General features: G+C 53.1%; 26 protein-coding genes. 10 read left to right on the forward strand and 16 right to left on the reverse strand.

What is annotated here, in order from left to right:
• Positions 1–8 precede the first annotated feature (8 nt).
• Complete coding sequence (gspC, locus tag ACS603_RS05760) at positions 9–740, reverse strand: type II secretion system protein GspC (protein ID WP_474943911.1); 732 nt, start codon at positions 738–740, stop codon at positions 9–11.
• Positions 741–1,040: 300 nt separating this feature from the next.
• Here gspC and ACS603_RS05765 point away from each other — a divergent pair, with 300 nt between their 5' ends.
• Both ACS603_RS05765 and ACS603_RS05770 read left to right on the forward strand, forming a co-directional pair.
• Complete coding sequence (locus ACS603_RS05765) at positions 1,041–2,618, forward strand: ExeA family protein (protein WP_474943912.1); 1,578 nt, start codon at positions 1,041–1,043, stop codon at positions 2,616–2,618.
• Entirely contained in the window at positions 2,618–3,250 is a 633-nt protein-coding gene (locus ACS603_RS05770) for a hypothetical protein (protein ID WP_474943913.1), read from the forward strand. The genes ACS603_RS05765 and ACS603_RS05770 overlap by 1 nt, the downstream gene beginning before the upstream one ends.
• On the opposite strand, the gene ACS603_RS05775 is transcribed toward ACS603_RS05770, so the two are convergent.
• The 3 genes from ACS603_RS05775 to ACS603_RS05785 form a co-directional block, all read right to left on the reverse strand.
• Positions 3,251–3,874 carry a helix-turn-helix domain-containing protein gene (locus ACS603_RS05775; RefSeq protein WP_182060179.1) on the reverse strand — a complete coding sequence of 208 codons (624 nt, stop codon included), beginning with the start codon at positions 3,872–3,874 and terminating at the stop codon, positions 3,251–3,253.
• Between the two features lie 274 nt (positions 3,875–4,148).
• Positions 4,149–4,979 carry an N-acetylmuramoyl-L-alanine amidase gene (locus tag ACS603_RS05780; protein WP_474943914.1) on the reverse strand — a complete coding sequence of 277 codons (831 nt, stop codon included), beginning with the start codon at positions 4,977–4,979 and terminating at the stop codon, positions 4,149–4,151.
• Positions 4,976–5,299 (reverse strand): heavy metal-binding domain-containing protein, encoded by a 324-nt coding sequence (locus tag ACS603_RS05785; protein ID WP_112012253.1) that lies wholly within the window; start codon positions 5,297–5,299, stop codon positions 4,976–4,978. Before ACS603_RS05785 ends, ACS603_RS05780 begins: the two co-directional genes overlap by 4 nt.
• Positions 5,300–5,406: 107 nt before the next feature.
• Between ACS603_RS05785 and ACS603_RS05790 the strand changes: the two genes are divergently transcribed.
• The 6 genes from ACS603_RS05790 (at position 5,407) to artJ (ending at position 9,931) form a co-directional block, all read left to right on the forward strand.
• On the forward strand, positions 5,407–5,925 hold the full coding sequence (locus ACS603_RS05790) for a lipoprotein (RefSeq protein ID WP_182060177.1): 519 nt from the start codon (positions 5,407–5,409) through the stop codon (positions 5,923–5,925).
• A gap of 226 nt (positions 5,926–6,151) precedes the next feature.
• Entirely contained in the window at positions 6,152–6,880 is a 729-nt protein-coding gene (gene artP / locus ACS603_RS05795) for an arginine ABC transporter ATP-binding protein ArtP (protein WP_182060176.1), read from the forward strand.
• 19 nt (positions 6,881–6,899) lie between these two features.
• Positions 6,900–7,631 carry an arginine ABC transporter substrate-binding protein ArtI gene (gene artI, locus ACS603_RS05800; protein ID WP_182060175.1) on the forward strand — a complete coding sequence of 244 codons (732 nt, stop codon included), beginning with the start codon at positions 6,900–6,902 and terminating at the stop codon, positions 7,629–7,631.
• Positions 7,632–7,637: 6 nt separating this feature from the next.
• Positions 7,638–8,354 (forward strand): arginine ABC transporter permease ArtQ, encoded by a 717-nt coding sequence (artQ, locus tag ACS603_RS05805; RefSeq protein ID WP_182060174.1) that lies wholly within the window; start codon positions 7,638–7,640, stop codon positions 8,352–8,354.
• Positions 8,354–9,022 (forward strand): arginine ABC transporter permease ArtM, encoded by a 669-nt coding sequence (gene artM / locus ACS603_RS05810; RefSeq protein WP_182060173.1) that lies wholly within the window; start codon positions 8,354–8,356, stop codon positions 9,020–9,022. The genes artQ and artM overlap by 1 nt, the downstream gene beginning before the upstream one ends.
• Positions 9,023–9,199: 177 nt before the next feature.
• The gene (artJ, locus tag ACS603_RS05815; protein WP_182060172.1) at positions 9,200–9,931 is read left to right on the forward strand and encodes an arginine ABC transporter substrate-binding protein ArtJ; all 732 of its coding nucleotides are present in this window, start codon (positions 9,200–9,202) and stop codon (positions 9,929–9,931) included.
• 84 nt (positions 9,932–10,015) lie between these two features.
• On the opposite strand, the gene ACS603_RS05820 is transcribed toward artJ, so the two are convergent.
• The 11 genes from ACS603_RS05820 to nfsA all read right to left on the reverse strand — a co-directional run bounded on the left by ACS603_RS05820 (position 10,016) and on the right by nfsA (position 20,755).
• Complete coding sequence (locus ACS603_RS05820) at positions 10,016–11,488, reverse strand: sensor histidine kinase (protein ID WP_474943915.1); 1,473 nt, start codon at positions 11,486–11,488, stop codon at positions 10,016–10,018.
• Positions 11,472–12,179: a response regulator transcription factor gene (locus tag ACS603_RS05825; RefSeq protein ID WP_182060170.1), complete on the reverse strand. Its 708-nt coding sequence runs from the start codon at positions 12,177–12,179 to the stop codon at positions 11,472–11,474. Before ACS603_RS05825 ends, ACS603_RS05820 begins: the two co-directional genes overlap by 17 nt.
• Before the next feature lie 72 nt (positions 12,180–12,251).
• The gene (gene rlmC / locus ACS603_RS05830; protein WP_315688214.1) at positions 12,252–13,379 is read right to left on the reverse strand and encodes a 23S rRNA (uracil(747)-C(5))-methyltransferase RlmC; all 1,128 of its coding nucleotides are present in this window, start codon (positions 13,377–13,379) and stop codon (positions 12,252–12,254) included.
• Between the two features lie 40 nt (positions 13,380–13,419).
• On the reverse strand, positions 13,420–13,893 hold the full coding sequence (locus ACS603_RS05835; RefSeq protein ID WP_446492550.1) for a YbjO family protein: 474 nt from the start codon (positions 13,891–13,893) through the stop codon (positions 13,420–13,422).
• A gap of 65 nt (positions 13,894–13,958) precedes the next feature.
• Positions 13,959–14,804, reverse strand: coding sequence for a putrescine ABC transporter permease PotI (potI, locus tag ACS603_RS05840; protein ID WP_446492549.1), 846 nt, complete (start codon positions 14,802–14,804; stop codon positions 13,959–13,961).
• Positions 14,801–15,754: a putrescine ABC transporter permease PotH gene (gene potH, locus ACS603_RS05845; protein WP_166717117.1), complete on the reverse strand. Its 954-nt coding sequence runs from the start codon at positions 15,752–15,754 to the stop codon at positions 14,801–14,803. Before potH ends, potI begins: the two co-directional genes overlap by 4 nt.
• A 10-nt stretch (positions 15,755–15,764) precedes the next feature.
• Positions 15,765–16,898 carry a putrescine ABC transporter ATP-binding subunit PotG gene (gene potG, locus ACS603_RS05850; RefSeq protein WP_182060166.1) on the reverse strand — a complete coding sequence of 378 codons (1,134 nt, stop codon included), beginning with the start codon at positions 16,896–16,898 and terminating at the stop codon, positions 15,765–15,767.
• Between the two features lie 106 nt (positions 16,899–17,004).
• Positions 17,005–18,117, reverse strand: a complete 1,113-nt coding sequence (gene potF, locus ACS603_RS05855; RefSeq protein WP_182060165.1) for a spermidine/putrescine ABC transporter substrate-binding protein PotF — start codon at positions 18,115–18,117, stop codon at positions 17,005–17,007.
• A gap of 351 nt (positions 18,118–18,468) precedes the next feature.
• The gene (locus ACS603_RS05860; RefSeq protein WP_182060164.1) at positions 18,469–18,945 is read right to left on the reverse strand and encodes a YbjN domain-containing protein; all 477 of its coding nucleotides are present in this window, start codon (positions 18,943–18,945) and stop codon (positions 18,469–18,471) included.
• A 63-nt stretch (positions 18,946–19,008) separates the two neighbouring features.
• Positions 19,009–19,911, reverse strand: a complete 903-nt coding sequence (gene rimK, locus ACS603_RS05865; RefSeq protein ID WP_257272559.1) for a 30S ribosomal protein S6--L-glutamate ligase — start codon at positions 19,909–19,911, stop codon at positions 19,009–19,011.
• Positions 19,912–20,032: 121 nt separating this feature from the next.
• On the reverse strand, positions 20,033–20,755 hold the full coding sequence (gene nfsA, locus ACS603_RS05870) for a nitroreductase NfsA (protein WP_182060162.1): 723 nt from the start codon (positions 20,753–20,755) through the stop codon (positions 20,033–20,035).
• Between the two features lie 187 nt (positions 20,756–20,942).
• On the opposite strand from nfsA, the gene ACS603_RS05875 reads away from it, so the two are divergent.
• Positions 20,943–21,212, forward strand: a complete 270-nt coding sequence (locus ACS603_RS05875; protein ID WP_014069504.1) for a GrxA family glutaredoxin — start codon at positions 20,943–20,945, stop codon at positions 21,210–21,212.
• Positions 21,213–21,242: 30 nt separating this feature from the next.
• On the opposite strand, the gene ACS603_RS05880 is transcribed toward ACS603_RS05875, so the two are convergent.
• Positions 21,243–21,617, reverse strand: coding sequence for an inner membrane protein YbjM (locus tag ACS603_RS05880; RefSeq protein WP_182060161.1), 375 nt, complete (start codon positions 21,615–21,617; stop codon positions 21,243–21,245).
• A 274-nt stretch (positions 21,618–21,891) separates the two neighbouring features.
• Here ACS603_RS05880 and ACS603_RS05885 point away from each other — a divergent pair, with 274 nt between their 5' ends.
• The gene (locus ACS603_RS05885; protein WP_182060160.1) at positions 21,892–23,577 is read left to right on the forward strand and encodes an aspartate:alanine antiporter; all 1,686 of its coding nucleotides are present in this window, start codon (positions 21,892–21,894) and stop codon (positions 23,575–23,577) included.
• The last annotated feature ends 5 nt before the right edge of the window (positions 23,578–23,582 follow it).

Here is a 23,582-nt window from a genome sequence, read left to right on the forward strand (position 1 = left end):
TACACTTGTTAATTGTTTAGAACATTAATCCGAATATTTTCAAGGTGAGCATGACGCCTGACGACGATCTCCGCCTCTTTCATTTTCGACCAGTTAGCAATAATACTTTTCGCCTGTGACGCTTCGGTCATATCGACTGAATTAATTTTCACCGCCACATCTCCCTTTTCCAGCCCGGTATGGCTGTAGAAAGATGATACGTTCCGTGGATTAAGGTTATAGCCTTCCAGCTGGCCTTTTTCGATTAACGGCTTTAATACCAGATAATCATCAAGATGCAGGCTGTCAGCGCCAGCATCTTTTGTCGATTTGGTTACCGGGCCGCTATCTACGCCCCCTTTAAAGTAATCAGGTTTCTTTAATGCCAATACCTGCGTAGTACCTTCGTAATTAACCACCACATTATCTTTATTAATCTCTTCGATAAAAGCACCATTAAAACCGCTGAGCGTCTCGCCTTCTCGGTAGCTTTTTTGCCCGCCAGACGTCTTGATCATGGCAAAGGAAAGCCAGGCGTCGTCACTGCTTACGATGCCTTCAACCTCTGCAGCCAGCGGTGTTTTTACCGCTTGCGACTGGTTAACCTGGCGTATCGCAGCCGTAAAAAGTGCAAAGTTTTTATCTTCACGGCGACTTTTTTTGGGCTGTTTATCAGCATTAGCTAACTTGGTGGTAACTTTTTTATAATCTTTAATGATGACGTACCCTTGCTGACCACAAAAAATCAGCAATACAAACATAATACAGGGCGTAATCAACCGGGAAAGAAATGAGAACCTCATTATTCATCTGGCCTTTAGCAAAGCGAAAATAAGCAGCAGCGTGCTGCGCCAATATGTGATGCAAATAATAGTCAGGCGGTTCGTTATCGACTACTGGCATTGCCATTAACTTTCATACAGAAAAATATTGACCGTTAAAAAACCAGATGTTAAGGCGTATCAGGAGGTTATTTTTACCCTGTTTGTAAATTGACCGGAACCCCGGCTTACCTTACTTTTCGCACCATTGCTATTCATATAAAGAGCCGGTAAGACGTTATGTATCAGAGTCATTTCAACTTTCACACTCCGCCATTCAGAAAAGTCACTCGCCTGTCAGGCGACTTTTTCGTTCCCTATCACCAGGATGTATTTAACCTGTTGAAAGAAAAAACCCGGCAGGTGGGGGTAACTGGACTCTTTTGCAACGATGCTCAACTGACCCGTCAGTTTGGTGATGCCTTAAAGAAAGGCGACCAGACAGTCCTGGCAATTAATGCCTTCCCGAAACTGAGCGCCAGCAGCCTGCTGTATAAACTCAACCCTGGCACCAAAGAGAGTGCGTCCCGTATTCAGGCGATTGATATGGTACTGGGCCACTGGCAGCAGGCGTCATCCTCGCGCAGAGCAACGCATCAGGTGCTGGTGATTTCGCATATCGAAGCAATGAAAGAGAGCTGTCATGATCTGCTCGCTATGTTGTTGACCCGTGCTCAGGAGCGCGAGATTTCGTTGTCAGTGGTACTGATGGGCGCAGCCGAACAGGAAGCTCACCTGCTGGCGCAGTCCGGTCTTCGGGAATATGTGCATACGCACCACGCTCTCCGGGCGCTGACCTGCCGCGAATTTCTCAGTTATGTGCAGGCTCAGTGTGAAGAGCATGGCGCTGAAACATCCCCTTTGGCTCCTGCCCGCGTGCGTAAACTTCACGCGTTGACCAAAGGCAACATCAGTAAACTGAATGAACTTGCCCATCTGTCGATGCTGGCCGCATGGACAGAACGCGCTCCGATGGTTGGGCCGCGCCATTTACGCCTCGCGGCAGGCGAAGCCCTTCCGCCAGTGAGCCACCGTAAACAGCTGGCCACCGTTGGATTGTTTGCCTCTGTACTCTTCGCCGCCTGCGGCTGGTATCTGACATCCACCCTTAGCGCAAAACTGCCTGTTCAGCTGCCCGTTCCGGCAAGCTGGAAACAACAAAAACCGCAGGTAAAAATGCCGGTGGCTCCTGCAATCGATGGCGAAATGGTTAACCAGCCGGATGCAATGCATCAGCTGTATCTCATGTGGGGTTACGATGCCTCGGCAGAGGATGCGCTGTGCCAGAACGCCGCGAAGGTGAACCTGATGTGCAAACAAGGCAGTGCCCCGGTGGCAGAGCTGGCACAGGAGGGTTACCCGTGGGTGAGTGAACTGAAAACCGGCAATCATCTTAACTATGCCGTTGTTGCCCGCGCCGGGAATGACTCCATGGATCTGTTAATGAATAACCGCACCTGGCAGGTGAGCCGCAGCTGGTTCAACCAACATGCCACCGGGAATTACACCCAGCTGCACCGTCTGACGCCCGCAGGTAAAGATGAGATCAGCGCAGCCAGCAGCAATAAAGATATTGCGTGGCTCGACAGCCAGCTGAGCCAGGCGCTTTCCCGCCCGGAAACACAAGCCCAAAGCTGGACGGCAGAACTAATGCAACGCACCCGTATTTTCCAGCAACAAATGAACCTGCACGTAGATGGTATTCCAGGTGAAGACACGCTGATGCAACTGATGCGTGTGACCAACACGACCCCAAGCGTACTTATTCAGGCATCTCAGCCAGCCGCCGGGGCGAAAACGCAGGAGAAACAATCATAATGTCCACGATATGTCTTGCGGCCCAGCGCAGTTACACCACCGGGGAAGCCGTCTGGTTTTCGTATCGTTTTCCCGACGTTAAAAAGATCGCTGGCCTGTTCCTGTTATGGATAGTGGGTTTGTGCGCCATGCTGATAACCGGGCTTTATGCCCACACTTACTGGAACCTGCGACACCCGGCACCTGAGCCGGTAAAAGTGAGCATCGCAAAGCCGGAAACCCAACTTTCAGATATGCATTATGTGTACGTGAGCAAACCGTTCCCGCACCCGCAACCGAAACCGGCACCTCAGCATGTAAGTGCACATCTGCCGGCAATGCAGGATCTGCCGCTCAATAGCGATGATACAGACTGGCAACAAGCACCGGATGGCAATGTTGCGCATGACACTTCACGGGATACCCTGCCAGGAACAGAAGCGCATGATAATGCCTCCGACAGTGCGGATAATAACGATGCATCATTAAAAGAATTATTTAAGCAGGCATTGCAGGAACAACAGCAGGATTACTCGCAGGGGAAAATTCCCGCGCCGCCCGTTGACGAAACGCAGGATATTTCACAAAAACACAGCATTAATAAAGAGATAAAACAGTCTCCTTTAGTTAAGAAAGGAGATCGGCTGGAATAATCAATATTTTTCTGGCAATGATGTCATATTAATCAGGCGACCTTTCTCGACAACAATATATTGTCCTTTTTTCAGGTCTGAGAGGATTTTAATAATGGTACTCCGCGCCAGGTTGGTGTATTCCTGAATGTAATCATAAACGTTGATATCACGTTGATGATTTACAATCAGTTCATTGATCTCAAGTAAAAATTCGCGGACAACGGAATAGGCACTGCGGGCAACCAGCACGTCATCGCGCTTGCTCAGCAGGCAGATATACCATGAGAGCACTTTGGTAAGCTCAGGCCACAGGTTTTTCTCTGTCATCAGGCGTGCAAAATCGTCTTTTTTGATAGAGCGCACTACCGTGTTTGCTCGCACCAGTCCGTACATATGAGAGGAGTTATAAAAAATAGCTGACAGACCAAAAATGCACTGCCCTTGTAATGTAAACATGCACAGCTCGTCAGATGCACGGCGGAACTCAACTTCACCGCTGACGATAACATGAATATACTCAGAATCTACCGTCGAGATTTTCTGCCATTTCTTTAACGTTTTTTCTTCATACGATGACGTTGCAGAAATAATGGTTTCCATTTCATCGTGTGGACGCAGTTTTTTACCGTAAATGCTTAACATTGTTATACCCGTTTAAGATGATTAAATTATTAATATAGAATACACATGCCAGTGAATTAAATTACCCGGCGTATTATTGAATCAAAACCAGGATCAGTTACTGAAAATAGACAATCAGTATTAACGTAATCCCTGAAGATGCTTAGCAAGCTATGTGTCTATATTAAACTCGGGTAATTTTAAGTCAATTAACTATAAATTAATTGAGATTGAACTTAAGATTAATCTCAAGCAAGTGATGGAAAAGTGTAAGAATTCGGGTGATACCGAAGGATCACCCCTGCCCGTATTTCTCTAAAAGCGCTTCGGCAATAGCCATTGTTTCTATATCAGCTACACCATCCCAGCGTTGTGGGCGGAAATGCATCTGAAATACCGTAATCACCCGTTTTTGCTGAGCCTCGGTACTATTTTCCGGGACCTCATAACCGTAACGCGCGAGTACATCCAGCAATGCGGTAGTTTCCGCTGGCTGAGAAGGTGGCCGCCCATTGATATAGAACGCGACGCGCGCCGGATCGGGCCATGCGCCAATACCCTGCTGCGCGAGCTCACGCCACGGGAACAGCGGGCCTGGGTCGTCTTTGCGCTGTGGGGCGATATCGGAATGCGCGACCACGTTTTCCGGTTTGATGTGGTAACGGGCAATAATGTCTTTCGCAAGCGGGATAAGCGCGGCAATTTGCGCCGGTTCAAACGGCGTGAACGTTTTATTTCCGCCCGTTTTCTGCCAGCCGCGGTTTTCCAGCTCAATCCCCACAGAGGTATCATTTATACGGTTCGTGCCACGCCAGAAGCTAATACCCGCGTGCCAGGCAAGCTCACTCTCCGGCACCAGTTGCCAGATGCGCGGTTTACCGTCAGGTGCGGGAGGATGTGCGGGGATCAAATAATGTGAGCTGACGTTTTTATCCGTCAGTGTTGCCAGCGAGCTGTCAAAATCATCGGCGGTGTAGTGAATAACCAACACCTTAATACGCGGATACGCGGCCTGCGCCTGGTGGCGGGTATCCAGCTCATATGCGCCTTTATCGACAATGCCTTTTTCAGTGGCACACCCTGCCAGCAACAGCGCCAGCAGGAGCGTGGAGAGCAAACGCTTCATCGGCGGGTTTTCACCGCCGTGCCGCTGACGCTCACCATCAGCATACTGGCATCTTTGCCTACCGTTTCGTAGTCGATATCAATCCCGACAACCGCATCAGCGCCCAGCGCTTTGGCCTGCTCGCCCAGCTCTTTGAACGCAATTTCGCGCGCTTTACGCAGCTCTTTTTCATATGCGCCAGAGCGCCCGCCGACGATGTCGCGGATACCGGCAAAAAAGTCGCGGAAGATATTCGCGCCCAGAATGGCTTCGCCCGTTACCACACCGCAATACTCGATAATCGGCTGCCCTTCCAGGGTTGGCGTTGTTGAAAACTGCATCGTTTCTCTCCTTCTTTAGCGTTCAATGCCTTAGGGTGCAACTCAGCCAGCATTATCGGTTCGTTACGCTATGATTGAAAGGATAGTTAATAAATAAGGAAATCAACATGCGCTACTCTGCTTTAACGCTTTTAGTGCCATGCGCGCTGGTGCTCAGCGCCTGCACCACGACGGTTACACCGGCTTTTAAGGATATCGGAACGCGCAGCGGCCCCTGCATAGACGGTGGTCCGGATACTGTGGCACAGCAGTTCTATGATTATCGTATTCAGCACCGCAATAATGACATTACCGCGCTGCGCCCGTATCTGAGCGATGGTCTGGCGAAACTGCTGAATGATGCAAGTCGCGATCCGCAGCATAATACGTTGCTGAAAGACGATCCCTTCTCCAGCCGCACAACGCTCCCTGACAGCGCCGAAGTCGCCAGCGCATCCACCATTCCTAATACCGATGCGCGAAACATTCCTCTGCGCGTGAAGCTCACCCAGGGAACCCAATCCTGGCAGGATGAAGTGCTGATGATCCGCGAAGGACAGTGCTGGGCTATCGACGACGTACGCTACGTGGGCGGCAGTGTTCATGCCCCGGCAGGCACGCTGCGCCAGTCGATTGAGAACCGCTAAACCATCCGTTATAAAATTGTTAACCCCGTAAAATGTACGGCATTTCATGCGGAATGCCGACATTTATACTCGCCGCCATTGCCCTTCGCTATTTTGTGCTATGTTTAGAAGGTATTACGGGTTATATTTAACTTTTAACGCATAAATATTGCATAACTATTCTGTCAACGGTACTATCTGCGGCCTCAATTGCTATAGATTGCCTGGATGAGTAAAGACTGCCCCGATGAGTATTAAACTAAACGGCATTAACTGCTTCTACGGCGCACACCAGGCGCTGTTCGACATCACGCTGAACTGCCCAGAGGGCGAAACGCTGGTTTTGCTCGGCCCAAGCGGCGCAGGCAAAAGCTCCCTTCTGCGTGTCCTCAATCTGCTTGAAATGCCTCGTTCAGGTACGCTGGCGATTGCCGGTAACCACTTTGATTTCGCGAAAACGCCGTCTGATAAAGCCATTCGCGAACTGCGTCAGAACGTGGGAATGGTGTTTCAGCAATACAATCTTTGGCCGCACCTGACCGTACTGCAAAACCTGATTGAAGCGCCTTGTCGCGTGCTCGGTTTAAGCAAAGAACAGGCGATGGCTCGTGCCGAAAAACTGCTGGAACGTCTGCGTCTTAAGCCTTACAGCGATCGTTATCCGCTGCACCTTTCCGGTGGTCAGCAGCAGCGTGTGGCCATTGCCCGCGCACTGATGATGGAACCGGCCGTGCTGCTGTTTGATGAGCCGACCGCGGCACTCGACCCGGAAATCACCGCCCAGATCGTGAGCATCATCCGTGAACTGGCGGAAACCAACATTACGCAGGTTATCGTAACCCATGAAGTGGAAGTGGCGCGCAAAACCGCCAGCCGCGTGGTCTACATGGAAAACGGATTTATCGTCGAGCAAGGCGATGCGAGCTGCTTCACAAATCCGCAAACCGATGCCTTTAAAAATTACTTATCTCACTGATGTGTTAGGGAAAATGATAATGAAAAAAGTATTGATTGCAGCACTGCTTGCGAGCGTCAGCCTTTCCGCTACCGCAGCCCAGACTATTCGTTTCGCCACTGAAGCGTCTTATCCTCCGTTTGAATCCATCGATGCGAACAACAAAATTGTTGGCTTCGATGTCGATCTGGCTAACGCCCTGTGTAAAGAGATCGACGCAACCTGCACCTTCAGCAACCAGGCGTTCGACAGCCTGATCCCAAGCCTGAAGTTCCGCCGTATTGATGCCGTAATGGCGGGCATGGACATCACCCCTGAGCGTGAAAAACAGGTTCTGTTTTCTACCCCTTACTATGACAACTCTGCCCTGTTCATTGGTCAAAAAGGAAAATACACCTCCGTTGATCAGCTGAAAGGCAAGAAAGTGGGCGTGCAGAACGGCACAACTCACCAGAAATTCATCATGGATAAACATCCGGAAATCACCACCGTTCCTTACGATAGCTATCAGAACGCGAAGCTGGATCTGCAAAATGGCCGCATCGATGGCGTATTTGGTGATACCGCCGTGGTAACTGAGTGGCTGAAAGCGAACGACAAGCTGGCCTCTGTGGGCGACAAAGTGACGGATAAAGATTACTTCGGCACCGGCCTGGGTATCGCAGTTCGCCAGGGCAACACCGAATTGCAGCAGAAATTCAACGCCGCTCTGGAAAAAGTGAAAAAAGACGGCACTTACGAAACCATCTACAAAAAATGGTTCCAGAAGTAATTCCTGATGAATGAAATTTTTCCTTTAGCAAGCGCCGCCGGGATGACCGTCGGCCTTGCCGTTTGCGCACTCATTATCGGCCTGGTGCTGGCGATGTTCTTCGCGGTGTGGGAATCAGCTAAATGGTTCCCCGTCGCCTGGACGGGCTCAGCGCTGGTGACCGTGCTGCGTGGACTACCCGAGATTCTGGTGGTCCTGTTCATCTATTTCGGCTCCTCGCAACTGCTGCTGATGCTGTCAGATGGCTTCACCATCAATCTTGGTGTGGTACAGATCCCGATTCAGATGCAGATTGAGAATTTTGACGTCAGCCCGTTCCTGTGCGGCGTGATCGCGCTCTCCCTGCTCTACTCTGCCTATGCGTCGCAGACGCTGCGCGGTGCGCTAAAAGCGGTGCCTCAGGGGCAGTGGGAATCCGGCCAGGCGCTGGGGTTGTCGAAATCCGCCATCTTCTTCCGTCTGGTGATGCCGCAGATGTGGCGCCATGCCCTACCGGGGCTGGGTAATCAGTGGCTGGTTCTGCTGAAAGATACGGCGCTGGTGAGCCTTATCAGCGTGAACGATTTGATGCTGCAAACCAAAAGTATCGCGACCCGTACCCAGGAGCCGTTTACCTGGTACATTGTGGCCGCCGCTATCTACCTGGTGATCACGTTGCTGAGTCAGTACATCCTTAAACGTATTGACCTGCGTGCAACGCGTTTTGAACGGAGACCAGGCTGATGCTTGAATATTTACCCGAGCTGATGAAAGGGCTGCACACCAGCCTGACGCTGACGGTGGCGTCCATCATCGTGGCGCTGATCCTGGCGCTTATTTTTACCATCATCCTGACGCTGAAAACGCCAGTGCTGGTGTGGATTGTGCGCGGCTACATCACCCTGTTTACCGGTACGCCGCTGCTGGTGCAGATCTTCCTGATTTACTACGGGCCAGGGCAGTTCCCGTCATTACAGGACTATCCGGTTATCTGGCATCTGCTCTCCGAACCGTGGCTGTGCGCCCTGATTGCACTTTCGCTGAACAGCGCGGCCTATACCACGCAGCTGTTTTACGGTGCGATCCGTGCGATCCCGGAAGGACAATGGCAATCCTGCGGTGCGCTGGGGATGAGCAAGAAAGACACGCTGGCTATCCTGCTGCCGTATGCGTTTAAACGTGCGCTCTCGTCGTATTCCAACGAAGTGGTGCTGGTATTCAAGAGTACCTCTCTGGCCTACACCATCACGCTGATGGAAGTGATGGGCCACGGGCAGCTCCTGTATGGACGCACTTACGATGTCATGGTGTTTGGCGCAGCGGGCCTGGTGTATCTGGTGGTGAATGGTTTGCTGACGTTGATGATGCGTTTAATCGAGCGCAAAGCGCTGGCGTTTGAACGCCGCAATTAAATCAACTTTTGCATAATCACAAATCAAAAAGACGGGCAAGTCTAAACACTGCCCGTCTTTTTTTATTTATAAAATAATATTTAATCATTTTTATTGCATATAAATTCAATCACTGGCATTGTACGTCCATGCCGCAGACACGGCGCATAAGACAGATTGACAGACGGGAGTATTAAAATGAAAAAGTTAGTTCTGGCCGCATTACTGGCAACTTTCGCCGCTGGCGCAGCAGCCGCAGATAAAATCAATTTCGGCGTATCTGCCACTTACCCACCTTTTGAATCACTGGATGCCAGCAACCAGATCGTCGGTTTCGATATCGACCTGGCAAAAGCGCTGTGCAAACAGATGCAGGCCGACTGCACTTTCACTAACCACGCCTTTGACAGCCTGATCCCGTCGCTGAAATTCAAAAAATACGACGCGGTGATCTCCGGTATGGATATCACGCCAGAGCGTAGCAAGCAGGTTTCCTTTACCGACCCGTACTACGCGAACTCCGCCGTGGTGATTGCGAAGAAAGGTGCTTATAAATCCTTTGACGAGCTGAAAGGCAAACGCATCGGTATGGAAAACGGCACCACGCACCAGAAATACCTTCAGGACAAACATCCTGAAGTGAAAACCGTGGCCTATGACAGCTACCAGAATGCGATTATCGACCTGAAAAACGGCCGTATTGATGGCGTGTTTGGTGACACCGCCGTGGTGAACGAGTGGCTGAAAACCAACCCGCAACTGGGTACAGCAACCGAGAAAGTGACCGATCCACAATACTTCGGCACCGGTCTGGGTATCGCAGTTCGCCCGGATAACAAAGCGTTGCTGGAAAAACTGAACGGCGCCCTGAAAGCGATTAAAGCTGACGGCACTTATCAGAAAATCAGCGAGCAGTGGTTCCCGCAGTAATCGTTTTTGCCGGGTGACGGCTGCACCTTACCCGGCCTACGGGGGGAATTGTAGGCCGGATAAGCGCAGCGCCATCCGGCAATTCTATAAGGGTACAAAGAACCTGAACCGCGCCCCGCTCACCGAATCCATCAGCCTGATCCCACCCCCGTGTAGCTCCAGCATTCGCTTAACAATCAACAACCCAAGCCCGCCACGGTTATCCCGCGATGCCTGCGTGTTTAACGCCGAAGGCCGTACAAACAGATCATCACGCAACGCTGCATCCACACCCATGCCGCTATCCGCCACTTCAACCTGCAACTGTTCATTTTCTTGCCAAACCGCCAGGCGAATTTCCCCGCCAGTTGGCGTATGGCGGATAGCGTTATCCAGCAGATTGGTCACCACGCGCTCAATCATCGACACGTCGGCGTTCACCAGCGGCAAGGGGCCTGGCACATCAATATGCAGTTGAAGCGCACGGGTTCGCGCCGTCAGTTCAAACTTTTGCGCGACATCAGAAATAAGCTCCCCCATTGCGAAGCGCTCGCGCTGTGGCCTGATGCCACCATGCTCCAGACGCGCCAGTTCAAACAGCTGCTGAGAGAGATGGCGCACTTTCTGCCCCTGACGCAACGCGGTGGTCAGATACTGCTGATGTTCCTGCGGGGTCAGGGTGGCGGATTTCAGCGACAACGTTTCCAGGTAGCCCAGGAGCGAGGTCAGCGGCGTGCGTAAATCATGAGAGATATTGGCGATAAACTCCCGGCGCTGGCGGTCGCTGTCGGCCAGTTGATCCCACTGGGAGGTGATTTTGCGTGCCAGTTCGATAAAGGTATTACGCAGTGTCGCCACTTCATCACCCGTGGCCGGCGCCAGCGGCTGCGCAGCAAGCTGTTTAATCGCACTGATACTGTCCTGCTCCAGCCCGGCTACTTCCACCGTCAGGCGCTTCACCGGGCGCGTCACCCAATACCAGACCAGTAATCCCGCCAGCAGGCCAAACAGCGCCACCAGCAACAACGACCACAGCGCTGTGCTCCACAACGCCTTATGCCAGGCAATATCCGCCAGAGTGTTCGACTCTTCGCCCTGCAAGATAATGTACAGATAACCGCGTAACTCCCCGTCCTGACGCAGCGGCACCGCACTGAAGACTTTCTGTTTATCGGTACTGCGCGGATCATCGCCATACACCGGCATCACGGCCCCGCTAAGAAAGGTTTGCACCGGCGCGATGTCGATTTTTTGCCGCTGAATATGCCCCGCAGGCGCGGCGTCTGCCAGCAGCTCTCCCTCAGGTGAAACCACATACAGCTCTACGCTCGGGTTAAAAGTCATCAGCCGGTCAAACAGGGGTTTCAGCGCCAGGCGGTCAACCCTACCCTGCGCATCCAGAATCGGCTCACGCTGCACAATCTGTTGCGCCAGGCCGCTGGAAAGACGCTGTACCATGGCGTTGCCATATTGCTGGCTACTGTACATTTGCACCAGACAGGCCACCGCCGCACAGAGCAGCAAGAGCAAAACAAACAGCAGCGTCAGGCGCTGACCCAGGCTAAAACGTCGCATCATCGTTTTGCTCCGCAAATTTATAGCCTTTGCCCCAGACCGTTCGGATTATCTCCGGCTCTGCGGCATCTTTTTCAATCTTGATCCGCAAGCGGTTGATATGGGTGTTAACGGTATGCTCGTAGCCTTCGTGCTGATATCCCCAGACCTGCTCCAGCAACGCCAGACGCGAGAAAACCTCCCCCGGATGGCGGGCAAAAAAGTACAGCAGCTCGAATTCGCGCGGGGTGAGATCGACCTCCTGCCCGTGCAGACGCACACTGCGGCTGAGTGGTTCGAGCGTCAGGCCGTGCGCCTGAATGTTGCCGGTGGTTTGCGCCTGGCCCATCGCCTGCTGACGACGAAACAGCGCTTTAATACGTGCAATCAGCTCCTGCACCGAAAACGGTTTGGCGAGGTAATCATCCGCCCCGGTTTCAAGCCCGGTAATACGGTCAGTTTCACTGCTGCGGGCGCTGATGATAATAATGGGCAGGTAGCGGGTCATCTGGCGAATGCGGCGGCAAATCTCAAGGCCGTCGACCGTCGGGAGCATCAGATCGAGGATAACGGCATCCCAGGGCGTTTGTTCCAGGCGCAGCAACGCCTTCCCCCCGTCCGGCTCGTGGGTAATGGCGTAACCTTCATCTTCCAGATTCAGGCGCAGGAGCGCGGCGATATCGTGGTCATCTTCCACCAGCAGGATCTGCTTCATCGGTAAGCCTTTATTTAATTCTGATGACTTAAGCTTACCTGATTTCGCGGGGAGGAAGAGTTCACATTTTGTTTAAGATTTAACGAGCAACGTCAGCACTTCATAGTGCGCGGTGTGCGGGAACATATCGAAAAGCTGAACGCGTTCAACGCGGTAACCCGGCAGATGAGCAATGTCTTTCGCCATGGTCTGTGCGTTGCAGCTGGAATAGACAATGTAATCCGGCGCCATCTGGCTCAGGTAGTCGCACAGCGCTTTACCAATGCCACGACGCGGAGGATTCACCAGCACCAGCTCCGGCACCTTGCCCTGGCCGGTGGCAAACTGCGTGGAGTCCAGTGCCTGGAAATGAAGATTCGTTAACCCAAGCTCGGCCGCCGATTGCGTTGCACAGGCGATGGCCTCAGCGGAGATCTCAATCCCGGTCAGCGTCATTTCGGGCGTGGCACAGTGCAGGCCAAACCCGCCCACTCCGCAGAACAGATCCCACATATGGTTGATGTTCAGCGCCCGTACCCAGTCGCGGGCGGTGGCGTACAGGGCGCTCGCCACTACCGGGTTAGTCTGGAAGAAGCTCTGCGGGCGGATCCACAGCGGCACATCGTTAAAGCTTTCGGCCAGTGCGTGCTGTTCGGTGAAGAAGATTTCTTTGTCCCCTTCCATGATTGCCATATGCACCGGCTGAATATTTGCCGTAATCACCTTAAGCTGCGGCAACTGTTCCTGAAGCCACGGCAGCGCCGTGCGCAGCTGTTCCAGCTTGGCTTCTGAGCGCAGCACAAAACGCAGCATCATGCCGCCATCACGCTGGCTTTCAGTGAGTAAGAGGTATTTCAGCTCGCCGCGCTTGCGGGCCACGTTATAAGGCGTTAATCCCGCGCGGGCGATAAAAGGCTTCAGCGCGGCGAAAACCGGTTCAAACGAAGCGGGATAGAGCGGGCAATCTGTTAAATCTTCCGGCGTGCCGTCGCGGTGCAGCATCCCCAGCAGCGGTTTTTCGACACTGCCGCTGACCACCATTTTGGCTTTATTGCGAAAACCCTGTTCAGGCCCGCTGACTGGTGCGCACCACTCACCCACCGCGTGTTCAGCCAGCAGCTGTTGCAGATCGGTCATTTTGGCGGTGAGTTGTTGAGAGACGGGCTGTTCTATCCACTGACAGGAGCGACAGCGACCCGCGTCATAGAGTGCGCACTGCATATGAAAACCTTAAGAATAACGAGGGCTGCGATTATACACATTATTGCAGGCGGAAGAACCGTCGACTGGAGGCCGGAACGAAGAGTAAACAGAGCACCAGCATATCCGGCAGTTTTTGCATAAACAGCGCGCGTAAAATCTCGCGTTTGGATTCCCCTGCGATGCTGAACAGCTCCGGGTAACCATAACCCAGAGAGGCCGCCCACAGGTAACCCGTGGCCACCACTTGCGTCAGCAGGTAAACCCAGCGCGCCCAGTTACGCCCTTTAACCAGAGAAAACGCACAGTAAATCTCAACAAACACCAGCACCAGGCTGCTCATAAAAACCAGCGTCAGGTTCCACGTCTGCACGCTGCGGTGGATGAACTCACCGATACCACGCGCACCCAGCGTATTCAGAATCATCAGCACATCAAGACAGCGGATCATAATAATGGCGAGCGCCGCCACCTGCACTAGTGCAGGGACGTTCAGACGGGCGTGCGTTTGACGTGACTTTTTTAAGAATCCCAATGTTTTACTTCCCTGAAAAACAGTGCCGCGACACGCGCGGCACTTCACTGGAAATTTTAAATGCTTCAGCTGCGTCTTGCACGCTGGATATCACGCACGCGTTGTTTTTCAGCACGCGCCATCAGATACCAGGCGATAAAACCGACAACGCCGACCACACCGAGGATGATAGAAGCCAGGGCGTTAATCTCTGGGTTAACCCCCATACGCACGCTGGAGAAGACCAGCATCGGCAGGGTTGTCGCTCCCGGCCCGGACACGAAGCTGGCAATCACCAGATCGTCCAGAGACAGGGTAAACGCCAGCAGCCAACCGGAGATCACCGCAGGCATAATCATCGGCAAGGTAATGATGAAAAATACCTTCAGCGGCGTGGCGCCAAGATCCATGGCTGCCTCTTCAATAGAATGATCCAGTTCCCGCAGGCGCGAGGAGATAACCACGGCCACGTAGGCGGTACAGAAGGTGACGTGAGCCAGCCAGATAGTCAGCATTCCACGGTCCGCAGGCCAGCCAATTGCATGAGCCAGTGCAACGAACAGCAGTAACAACGACAGGCCGGTTATCACGTCTGGCATAACCAGCGGCGCGGTTATCATAAACGCAAAGCCGTTGGACCCACGAAAACGTCCAAAGCGAACCATCACCATTGCGGCAATAGTGCCGAGGATCGAGGCCATTGTGGCGGCGCACGCCGCAATGGTCAGGCTTAACCCCACCGCGCTCATCATTGCATCATCGTGGAACAACTCGCTGTACCAGCGCGTCGACCAGCCCGCCCACACCGTCACCAGCTTCGAGCTGTTAAAGGAGTAAATAACCAGCATCAGCATCGGCGCATACAGGAAGGTAAACCCGATCACCAGGATCAGAATTCGCCACGGGGAGCGTACTACCGGTAAGTTGTTCATCCGTGATCCCCCATCTGTTTTTGCTGATACTTGTGGAACCACATGATAGGCACAATCAGCAGCAGCAACATCACAATCGCCACCGCAGACGCCACCGGCCAGTCACGGTTATTGAAGAACTCCTGCCACAGCACGCGACCAATCATGATGCTGTCCGGGCCACCGAGCAGTTCAGGGATAACAAACTCCCCTACCGCCGGGATAAACACCAGCATCGAACCGGCAATAATCCCGCCTTTGGTGAGCGGCACAATCACGCTAAAGAAGGTTTTCAGCGGACGTGCGCCCAAATCAAGCGAGGCTTCCACCAGCGAGTAATCAATCCGCGTAAGCGCGGTATAAATTGGCAACACCATAAATGGCAGGTAGGCGTAGACAATCCCGATATAGACCGCGAGGTTGGTATGCAAAATGGTCAGCGGCTGATCGATAACCCCAAGCCACATCAGGACGTTGTTCAGGACACCGTTGTTTTTCAGGATCCCCATCCACGCATACACGCGGATCAGGAACGAGGTCCACGACGGTAAAATCACCAGCAACAGCAGAATATTACGCGTCGATGGCTTACTGTGCGCCACCGCCCACGCCAGCGGATACCCCAACAACAGGCAACAGATCGTCGAGATCGCCGCCACCTGCAATGACTGCAAATAGGCCTCAAAGTAGAGCGGATCGTCGGTAAGTTGCAGGAAGTTGCCAAGATTCAGCGTCAGGGTCAGTTGCCCGTCAGCCCAATCCATCAGGTTGGTGTAAGGCGGGATCGCCCGCGCCATCTCTGCCAGGCTGATTTTGAAAACGATCAAAAACGGCATCAGGAACAGCAGGATCAGCCAGATATAAGGCATGGCGATCACCAGCTTGCGCCCATGCGCCATCTTAAAGCGCGTCAGTCCGTGCGCAAAACCACCCGGTTTTTGTACGCGGGCTGGAGGTTCAAGTGTACTCATTGTCCGCTCCTTATACCGTCAGCACGACGCAGCTATCCGCATCCCAGCAAAGACGCACTTCGTCGCCCCAGGTCGGCAACCCTTTGCGGTAGCGATGTTCGTTTTGCAACTGGGCGCTGAGCATCTGTCCACTCTTCAGACGGACATGGTAGATGGAGAGATCACCCAGATAGGCAATGTGCACCACTTCACCCACGGCAAAGTTATAGCCATCGGCTGGTGGGTCTTCACAGAGCATAATTTTCTCAGGACGCAGCGCGACATACACCGGCACGTTATCCACGACGGAGTTATCCGGGTCGACCTTAAGCGGATGCTGCAACCCAGGCGATTCGATGACCAGACCATCTTCCTGGCGCTCTTTCAGCAGCCCTTCGAAGACGTTGACCGAACCGATAAACTCCGCGCTGTAGCGGGTAGTCGGGTGTTCGTAAATCTCCTCCGGCTCGCCAATCTGCACGAACTTACCGCGATTCATGATCGCGATACGCCCGGCCATGGTCATCGCCTCTTCCTGGTCGTGGGTCACCATTACGCAGGTCACGCCCACACGTTCAAGGATATCCACCACTTCGAGCTGCATCCGGTCGCGCAGTTTTTTATCCAGCGCACCCATTGGCTCATCGAGCAGCAGCAGTTTCGGGCGTTTCGCCAGGCTTCTCGCCAGCGCCACACGCTGACGTTGCCCGCCAGAGAGCTGATGCGGTTTACGCTTCGCGAACTCCTGCATGTGTACGAGGCTCAGCATTTCGGCCACACGCGCGGTAATTTCGGCTTTAGGCAGTTTGTCCTGCTTCAGGCCGAACGCGATATTCTGCTCTACCGTCATATGCGGGAACAGGGCGTAAGACTGGAACATCATGTTGATTGGGCGCTGGTACGGCGGCACGCTGGAGAGGTCGACACCATCGAGCATAATCTGCCCGGCAGTGGGTTGCTCAAAACCCGCCAGCATTCGCAGCAGCGTAGATTTACCGCAGCCGGATGCACCGAGCAGAGCAAAAATTTCGCCTTTATAGATAGTCAGGCTGACATCGTCTACGGCATGTTGGCCGTCAAAGGATTTGGTGAGGTTGCGGATTTCAAGAAGCGGGGTCAGCGCTTTACGGACTTTCGCCTGCGGGCGGGGGATCACATCATTCACGGGGTGCTCTCCGGCATAAATCAAATCATGGTGCAGGCGCACCATATCGGTGCGCCGGTTGCCGGGCGCGCTACGCTTGCCCGGCTTACATCAGACGCGCTAAATGTTATTTACCGCTTTTCACCTTGGTCCACGCACGGGTACGTACGCGGTCAATTTTTGGATCCTGGACTTTCAGGGTGAAGAGCTTGGCGAAGACATCCGCTGGCGGATAGATAGCCGGGTTATTGCGGATCGCTTCACTCACCAGCGGCACAGAAGCCTTGTTACCGTTCGCGTAATAAACATGGTCGCTGATGTGGGCGATCACGTCAGGACGCATCAGGTAGTTGAGGAACTGATACGCTTCGTCTTTGTTTTTTGCATCAGCTGGCATCGCGAAGACGTCAAAGAAGGCCAGCGCCCCCTCTTTCGGAATGAAGTAAGACACGTTCACACCGTTTTTCGCCTCTTTCGCGCGGTTAGCCGCCTGCCACACGTCCCCTGCCCAGCCAATTGCCACACAGATGTCACCATTTGCCAGGTCGTTGATGTACTGAGAGGAGTGGAAGTAGCGAATATTTGGACGCAGTTTCAGCAACAGATCCGTCGCCGGGCCGGTGTAGTCATCAGCCTTATTGCTGTTAGGATCTTTGCCCAGATAGTTCAGCACGGTGGCGAAAATCTCTTCCGGCGCATCGAGGAAAGAAACGCCGCAGCTTTTCAGCTTCTCAAGGTTTTCTGGCTTCAGTACTACGTCCCAGCTGTCCAGCTTGACGTCCGGGCCCAGCGCCGCTTTGACTTTATCAACGTTAAAGCCGATACCGGTGGTCGCCCACAGATATGGCATCGCGTATTTGTTGTCCGGGTCGTGTTTGGCCACCAGTTTCAGGACTTCTGGATCGAGATTTTTCCAGTTCGGTAACTTGCTCTTATCCAGTGGCTGGAAGACGCCTGCCGTCAGCTGACGCTCCAGGAAGCTTGCAGAAGGAACCACCAGGTCAAAACCGGTGCTGCCCGCCATCAGTTTTCCTTCCAGCACCTCGTTGGAATCGAAAACGTCGTAGACCACTTTAATTCCGGTCTCTTTTTCAAAATTCGCGACCGTGTCTGGCGCAATATAGTCAGACCAGTTGTAAACGTGCAGCGTTTTTTGTTCCGCAGCGAGCGTGCCGGCAGAGACGGCCATCAGAGCACCCGCAACCAGACCCGATAACCATTTTTTATTCAAGGCGATCATATCTTTATTCCTTCTGAAAGCTCGTTAACAAACGAGCTAAAACTGTGCAATCTGAAGATATGCAATAATCATGCATAGTTTGTCGCTCTGCTCAAAATAAAAAGAAATCTCTTTACCCGGCAGATTCCGCTCGCTTTTTTAAGCATCGCAAGAATAACTGTAGCCCGTGTCTCCGGCTATAGCCCAGACGAAAAAACGCCTTTTATCAATTTTTTATGCAGGTTATGTCTACGTGATAAGCCGAAATGGCCTTAGGGGAGGTGAAATATTCTTTAAAAAAAGGTTAATAACAGCAGAAAAAATGGTGTTATGCAGCCGCTCTGGCAGCGACTGCGCAAAAGTCAGACAGCACTAGTGGAGAAAATTGGGAGATGCATCATCATTCTCTGATTCCTCTTCACTACTAAAGAGCAGATGATGTGCGCTGGCTTCCAGCATGACCATAGAGATCTGCTCTTCGCTCAGGCGCATAAACCAGGAAAATTGCTTGAAGGACACCCCTGCCCCGGAGAATAAAGACTGGCAAACAACCAGTTTTGGCAGATTATCATCCTGAATATCGAGAAATGCTTTCACCGTCAAAGAACTGGCATTGATCGCCGAAAGATCGGAAGCCAGCGCCAGCAGCGCAGAAGGTTTAACTTCAGCAAGGGCCGAGAAAAGAATCACGTCGTTGATCAGATCGATTTTGGCATCGAACACGCCGTCGAAATTTTGCATATGCGGCAGATGCAGTGCCTGGCAGGAATCGCACTCAAAGTACGTGATACCCGCATCATCAAGCCATTGACGTAACGTATCCAGTGTAGGAACGACCTGTAAATCCATAGCTGTGCAGCCTCTTTAAAAATAACTTCGCATAGAGTACGCAAAAAGTGCGTGCGAATCCATTTAACCGCCCGTTTTCAGGCAATACCCAGGGGTCGCGTGGCGTTCGATCCAGGCGATCATTTTCCCGGCGATATCAATGCCAGTGGTTTTCTCAATGCCTTCCAGCCCGGGGGATGCATTCACTTCCATCACCAGCGGGCCGCGTGAGGCACGCAGAATATCGACACCGGCTACGTCCAGGCCTAACGTCTGCGCCGCTTTAACGGCGATTTCACGTTCACGTTCGCTGATGTTGGCAACCCGCGCCACGCCACCACGGTGCAGGTTTGAACGGAAGTCCCCGTTTTTCGCCTGGCGCTCGATGGCCGCAACCACTTCATCGCCAACCACCAGACAGCGGATGTCGCAACCTTTGGCTTCTTCAATATATTCCTGCACCAGAATATGCGCATTGAGGCCGCGAAACGCATCAATCACGCTTTCCGCCGCCTGCCGCGTTTCGGCCAATACCACGCCAATACCCTGGGTACCTTCCACCAGCTTGATCACCAGCGGCGCGCCGCCCACCATGTCGATCAGGTCGCTGGTATCGTCTGGCGAGTGGGCAATCCCGGTAACGGGCAGATCGATGCCCTGGCGGGCCAGCAGTTGCAGAGAACGCAACTTATCGCGGGCGCGGGAAATCGCGACGGATTCGTTAAGCGGGTAGCTGCCGAGCATTTCGAACTGGCGAAGCGCAGCGGTGCCGTAATAGGTAATCTGAGATCCAATGCGCGGTATCACTGCATCGAAAAGCGGGAGCTGACGGCCTTTATAGTGAATGGACGACGCCGCCGGATCGATGTTCATATAACAGGACAGCGGATCGAGGATTTCAACCTGATGGCCGCGCATTGACGCTGCCTCTCGCAGACGTTTGCATGAATAGAGCGTTCCATCCCGGGACAAAATGGCAATTTTCACCCTGCACCTCTCTAAAGACATGGGAAAAGCCTGCGTATCATATACACAAAATCATTCAAGTTGAATCAAGGCAGCCTGAAGGATGACGTGTATAGCAGTAGAGAGGCACAGGATGAATCTGCTAGCGCGTCGCCCAACCCTGTTTATGCAAATAATCGAGAATAAACGGGCGGTTTTCTTTGATGATCGTGCGGCGAATATGGTCGCTCCAGGTATCGCGACGCGTATTGCTGCCGCGCGTCATGTAGTAGTGCGCCAGCTCTTCATCGTATTGTGCCAGTAATTCCTGATCGACAGGCTGGTAGCGGTTTTCATGCATGATCATGGCCGCAGGCAAGCGTGGCTTCACATCCGGGTTATCAGCAGGCCAGCCAAGGCACAGGCCAAACAGCGGTAACACATGTTTTGGCAGATGTAGCAGTTCAGTGACGGCCTCAATGTTATTGCGCAGGCCGCCGATGTACACGCCGCCAAGCCCTAAAGACTCAGCCGCCGTCAGCGCGTTTTGCGCCATCAGCGCAGTATCCACCACGCCCAGCAACAGTTGTTCGGCAAGACCCAGTTCGGCCTCCGGGCAGATTTGCAGGTGGCGGTTGAAATCAGCGCAGAAGATCCAGAACTCAGCCGCCTGGGCGACGTGCTTCTGCCCGCCCGTCAGCGTGACCAGTTGCTCACGCAGTTGTGCATCGGTGATGCGGATAATGGTGGAGCACTGCAAAAAACTGGAGCTTGAGGTGCCTCTTGCACTGTCGAGGATCGCCTCGCGCTGCGCCTGGGTAATGGGTTCATCAGTGAAATGGCGAATTGAGCGGTGGGAACGCAGCAGGTCAATCGTTGGCGTCATGGTGTCTCTCTTTGGTCGGTCTGTACGCGGTATGGCAGCCAGTATAGGCAAAGATGCCGGGCATGTAATTGGCCAAACATAGCCTGAAGATATTAAAGCGACAGGTGAAACCTTCTTTTCATTCCGGCAGGTTATCGTGCAATATAAGTGCCATTCGCCGTCAGGCTTGTTTTTTGAGGAGAGAGAAATGTTTGCAGTAATTTTTGGTCGTCCAGGATGCCCTTACTGTGTGCGCGCTAAAGAACTGGCAGAAAAACTGACCGAAGAGCGTGATGACTTTAACTTCCGTTATGTCGATATCCATGCGGAAGGGATCAGCAAAGCCGATCTGGAAAAAACCGTAGGTAAACCGGTTGAAACCGTACCGCAGATTTTCCTCGATCAGAAACACATTGGCGGCTGCACTGATTTCGAAGCTTACGCCAAAGAAAACCTGGGCCTGTTTGCCGCCCAGTAATGGTAAGACGCCCTCAGCGCGAGGGCGTTTTTATTTGTGGTGACGCCGCTGGCGCATCAGGCTGCGAACAAATAAGAAACACAGCGCGCCCAACGCACACCAGAAAACCCCGCTCAGTAACCAGGCCAGCTCCTGCCAGAAGCTTCTTGTCGTGACAAACAGCAGACGCATCAGTAACAGGCATAACGGTGCGGCCAGCATTGCCCCCAACAACGGCTTGACCACCTCTCCCCGGCGAGAGAGAAAACTGGCCGCCGCCCCCGGAAGGGTGAAGAAGAGCAAACCCAGTTCCGGATGGCCTGAGGCCCTGAATGCCCCTTTCACATTAAAGGCCAAAGACAGGCAAACCACCGTGAAGAGCAAAAAACAGCTGATCACGCCCGCCCAGTTTCGTTTAATGTTCAAACTATCCTCCTGACTTCTTCTCTATCAAATACACTTTCGTCCAGTGGACGCCCAGTCAGATAAAGCAGTGTGGCAATCCTTGCCGAAGCCCGCACAGGGTAATGCGATAATAGGTAGCCGCCGATCGCTAATACGATTAAACTAACCCGCAGCTATTGTTTTACGGAATTAATTAAGGGTGTATGGGATTTAGGATTTTTCCCTGACGCCCAAAACAGTAGCCCAAATAGCCTCTTCATTCAACAACTTACTGGTAAACAAGAAGTTAGCCTCCGTGAATATAAACGTCGCAGACTTGTTAAACGGGAATTACATCCTGTTATTATTTGTGGTACTGGCACTGGGCCTTTGCCTGGGTAAATTACGCCTGGGTTCAGTTCAACTTGGTAATTCGATTGGCGTTTTAGTCGTTTCTTTATTATTAGGTCAGCAGCATTTCAGCATTAACACGGACGCGCTCAACTTAGGTTTTATGCTGTTTATTTTTTGTGTTGGCGTGGAAGCAGGCCCGAACTTTTTTTCAATTTTCTTCCGTGACGGTAAGAATTACCTGATGCTGGCCCTGGTGATGGTCGGCAGCGCGCTACTGATAGCGTTAGGCCTGGGTAAACTGTTTGGCTGGGATATCGGCTTAACGGCCGGTATGCTGGCAGGCTCCATGACCTCCACGCCGGTGCTGGTGGGTGCGGGCGATACCCTTCGCCACTCCGGTATGGCGGGCGATTCCCTTTCAACCGCACTCGATCACCTGAGCCTGGGCTATGCCCTGACCTATCTGATTGGCCTGGTGAGCCTGATTGTTGGCGCGCGTTACCTGCCAAAACTCCAGCACCAGGATTTGCAGACCAGCGCGCAGCAAATCGCCCGCGAGCGCGGTCTGGACACCGACAGCAAACGTAAAGTCTATCTCCCGGTTATTCGCGCCTATCGCGTGGGGCCAGAGCTGGTTGCCTGGGCCGACGGTAAAAATCTGCGCGAGCTGGGCATTTACCGCCAGACAGGTTGTTACATCGAACGTATCCGCCGTAACGGCATTCTGGCAAACCCCGACGGCGATGCCGTATTACAGATGGGCGATGATATCGCTCTGGTAGGCTACCCTGATGCCCACGCGCGCCTCGACCCCAGCTTCCGTAACGGTAAAGAGGTGTTCGACCGCGATCTGCTCGACATGCGTATCGTCACCGAAGAGATTGTGGTGAAAAACCATAATGCCGTTGGCCGCCGCCTGGCGCAGCTGAAGCTGACCGATCACGGTTGTTTCTTAAACCGCGTGATCCGCAGCCAGATTGAGATGCCAATCGACGATAACGTGGTACTGAACAAAGGTGATGTGCTGCAAGTGAGCGGTGATGCGCGTCGCGTGAAAACCGTTGCTGACCGCATCGGCTTTATCTCCATTCACAGCCAGGTGACCGACCTGCTGGCATTTTGCGCCTTCTTTATTGTCGGCCTGATGATCGGGATGATCACCTTCCAGTTCAGCAACTTTAGTTTTGGCATCGGTAACGCTGCCGGTCTGCTGTTCGCCGGGATTATGCTTGGCTTCCTGCGAGCTAACCACCCGACCTTCGGTTATATCCCGCAGGGTGCGCTGAACATGGTGAAAGAGTTTGGTCTGATGGTGTTTATGGCCGGGGTGGGTTTAAGCGCCGGTAGTGGCATTGGCCACAGCCTGGGCTCTGTCGGCTGGCAAATGTTGGTTTCCGGACTTATCGTCAGCCTGGTGCCGGTGGTGATTTGTTTCCTGTTTGGTGCCTACGTGCTGCGCATGAACCGCGCCCTGCTGTTCGGCGCCATGATGGGTGCGCGTACCTGCGCCCCGGCGATGGAAATCATCAGCGACACCGCGCGCAGCAACATCCCGGCGCTGGGTTACGCGGGCACCTACGCTATCGCCAACGTCCTGCTGACACTCGCCGGTACACTCATCATCATCATCTGGCCAGGACTGGGATAAAGAGA

The organism is Enterobacter sp. Li2LvB3 (assembly GCF_056156645.1).

Bases quoted from the DNA above. Each gene is read 5' to 3' on its own strand.
- gspC (WP_474943911.1), bottom strand. From the start codon at position 740: ATGTTTGTATTGCTGATTTTTTGTGGTCAGCAAGGGTACGTCATCATT.
- ACS603_RS05765 (WP_474943912.1), top strand. From the start codon at position 1,041: ATGTATCAGAGTCATTTCAACTTTCACACTCCGCCATTCAGAAAAGTC.
- ACS603_RS05770 (WP_474943913.1), top strand. From the start codon at position 2,618: ATGTCCACGATATGTCTTGCGGCCCAGCGCAGTTACACCACCGGGGAA.
- ACS603_RS05775 (WP_182060179.1), bottom strand. From the start codon at position 3,874: ATGTTAAGCATTTACGGTAAAAAACTGCGTCCACACGATGAAATGGAA.
- ACS603_RS05780 (WP_474943914.1), bottom strand. From the start codon at position 4,979: ATGAAGCGTTTGCTCTCCACGCTCCTGCTGGCGCTGTTGCTGGCAGGG.
- ACS603_RS05785 (WP_112012253.1), bottom strand. From the start codon at position 5,299: ATGCAGTTTTCAACAACGCCAACCCTGGAAGGGCAGCCGATTATCGAG.
- ACS603_RS05790 (WP_182060177.1), top strand. From the start codon at position 5,407: ATGCGCTACTCTGCTTTAACGCTTTTAGTGCCATGCGCGCTGGTGCTC.
- artP (WP_182060176.1), top strand. From the start codon at position 6,152: ATGAGTATTAAACTAAACGGCATTAACTGCTTCTACGGCGCACACCAG.
- artI (WP_182060175.1), top strand. From the start codon at position 6,900: ATGAAAAAAGTATTGATTGCAGCACTGCTTGCGAGCGTCAGCCTTTCC.
- artQ (WP_182060174.1), top strand. From the start codon at position 7,638: ATGAATGAAATTTTTCCTTTAGCAAGCGCCGCCGGGATGACCGTCGGC.
- artM (WP_182060173.1), top strand. From the start codon at position 8,354: ATGCTTGAATATTTACCCGAGCTGATGAAAGGGCTGCACACCAGCCTG.
- artJ (WP_182060172.1), top strand. From the start codon at position 9,200: ATGAAAAAGTTAGTTCTGGCCGCATTACTGGCAACTTTCGCCGCTGGC.
- ACS603_RS05820 (WP_474943915.1), bottom strand. From the start codon at position 11,488: ATGATGCGACGTTTTAGCCTGGGTCAGCGCCTGACGCTGCTGTTTGTT.
- ACS603_RS05825 (WP_182060170.1), bottom strand. From the start codon at position 12,179: ATGAAGCAGATCCTGCTGGTGGAAGATGACCACGATATCGCCGCGCTC.
- rlmC (WP_315688214.1), bottom strand. From the start codon at position 13,379: ATGCAGTGCGCACTCTATGACGCGGGTCGCTGTCGCTCCTGTCAGTGG.
- potI (WP_446492549.1), bottom strand. From the start codon at position 14,804: ATGAACAACTTACCGGTAGTACGCTCCCCGTGGCGAATTCTGATCCTG.
- potH (WP_166717117.1), bottom strand. From the start codon at position 15,754: ATGAGTACACTTGAACCTCCAGCCCGCGTACAAAAACCGGGTGGTTTT.
- potF (WP_182060165.1), bottom strand. From the start codon at position 18,117: ATGATCGCCTTGAATAAAAAATGGTTATCGGGTCTGGTTGCGGGTGCT.
- ACS603_RS05860 (WP_182060164.1), bottom strand. From the start codon at position 18,945: ATGGATTTACAGGTCGTTCCTACACTGGATACGTTACGTCAATGGCTT.
- nfsA (WP_182060162.1), bottom strand. From the start codon at position 20,755: ATGACGCCAACGATTGACCTGCTGCGTTCCCACCGCTCAATTCGCCAT.
- ACS603_RS05875 (WP_014069504.1), top strand. From the start codon at position 20,943: ATGTTTGCAGTAATTTTTGGTCGTCCAGGATGCCCTTACTGTGTGCGC.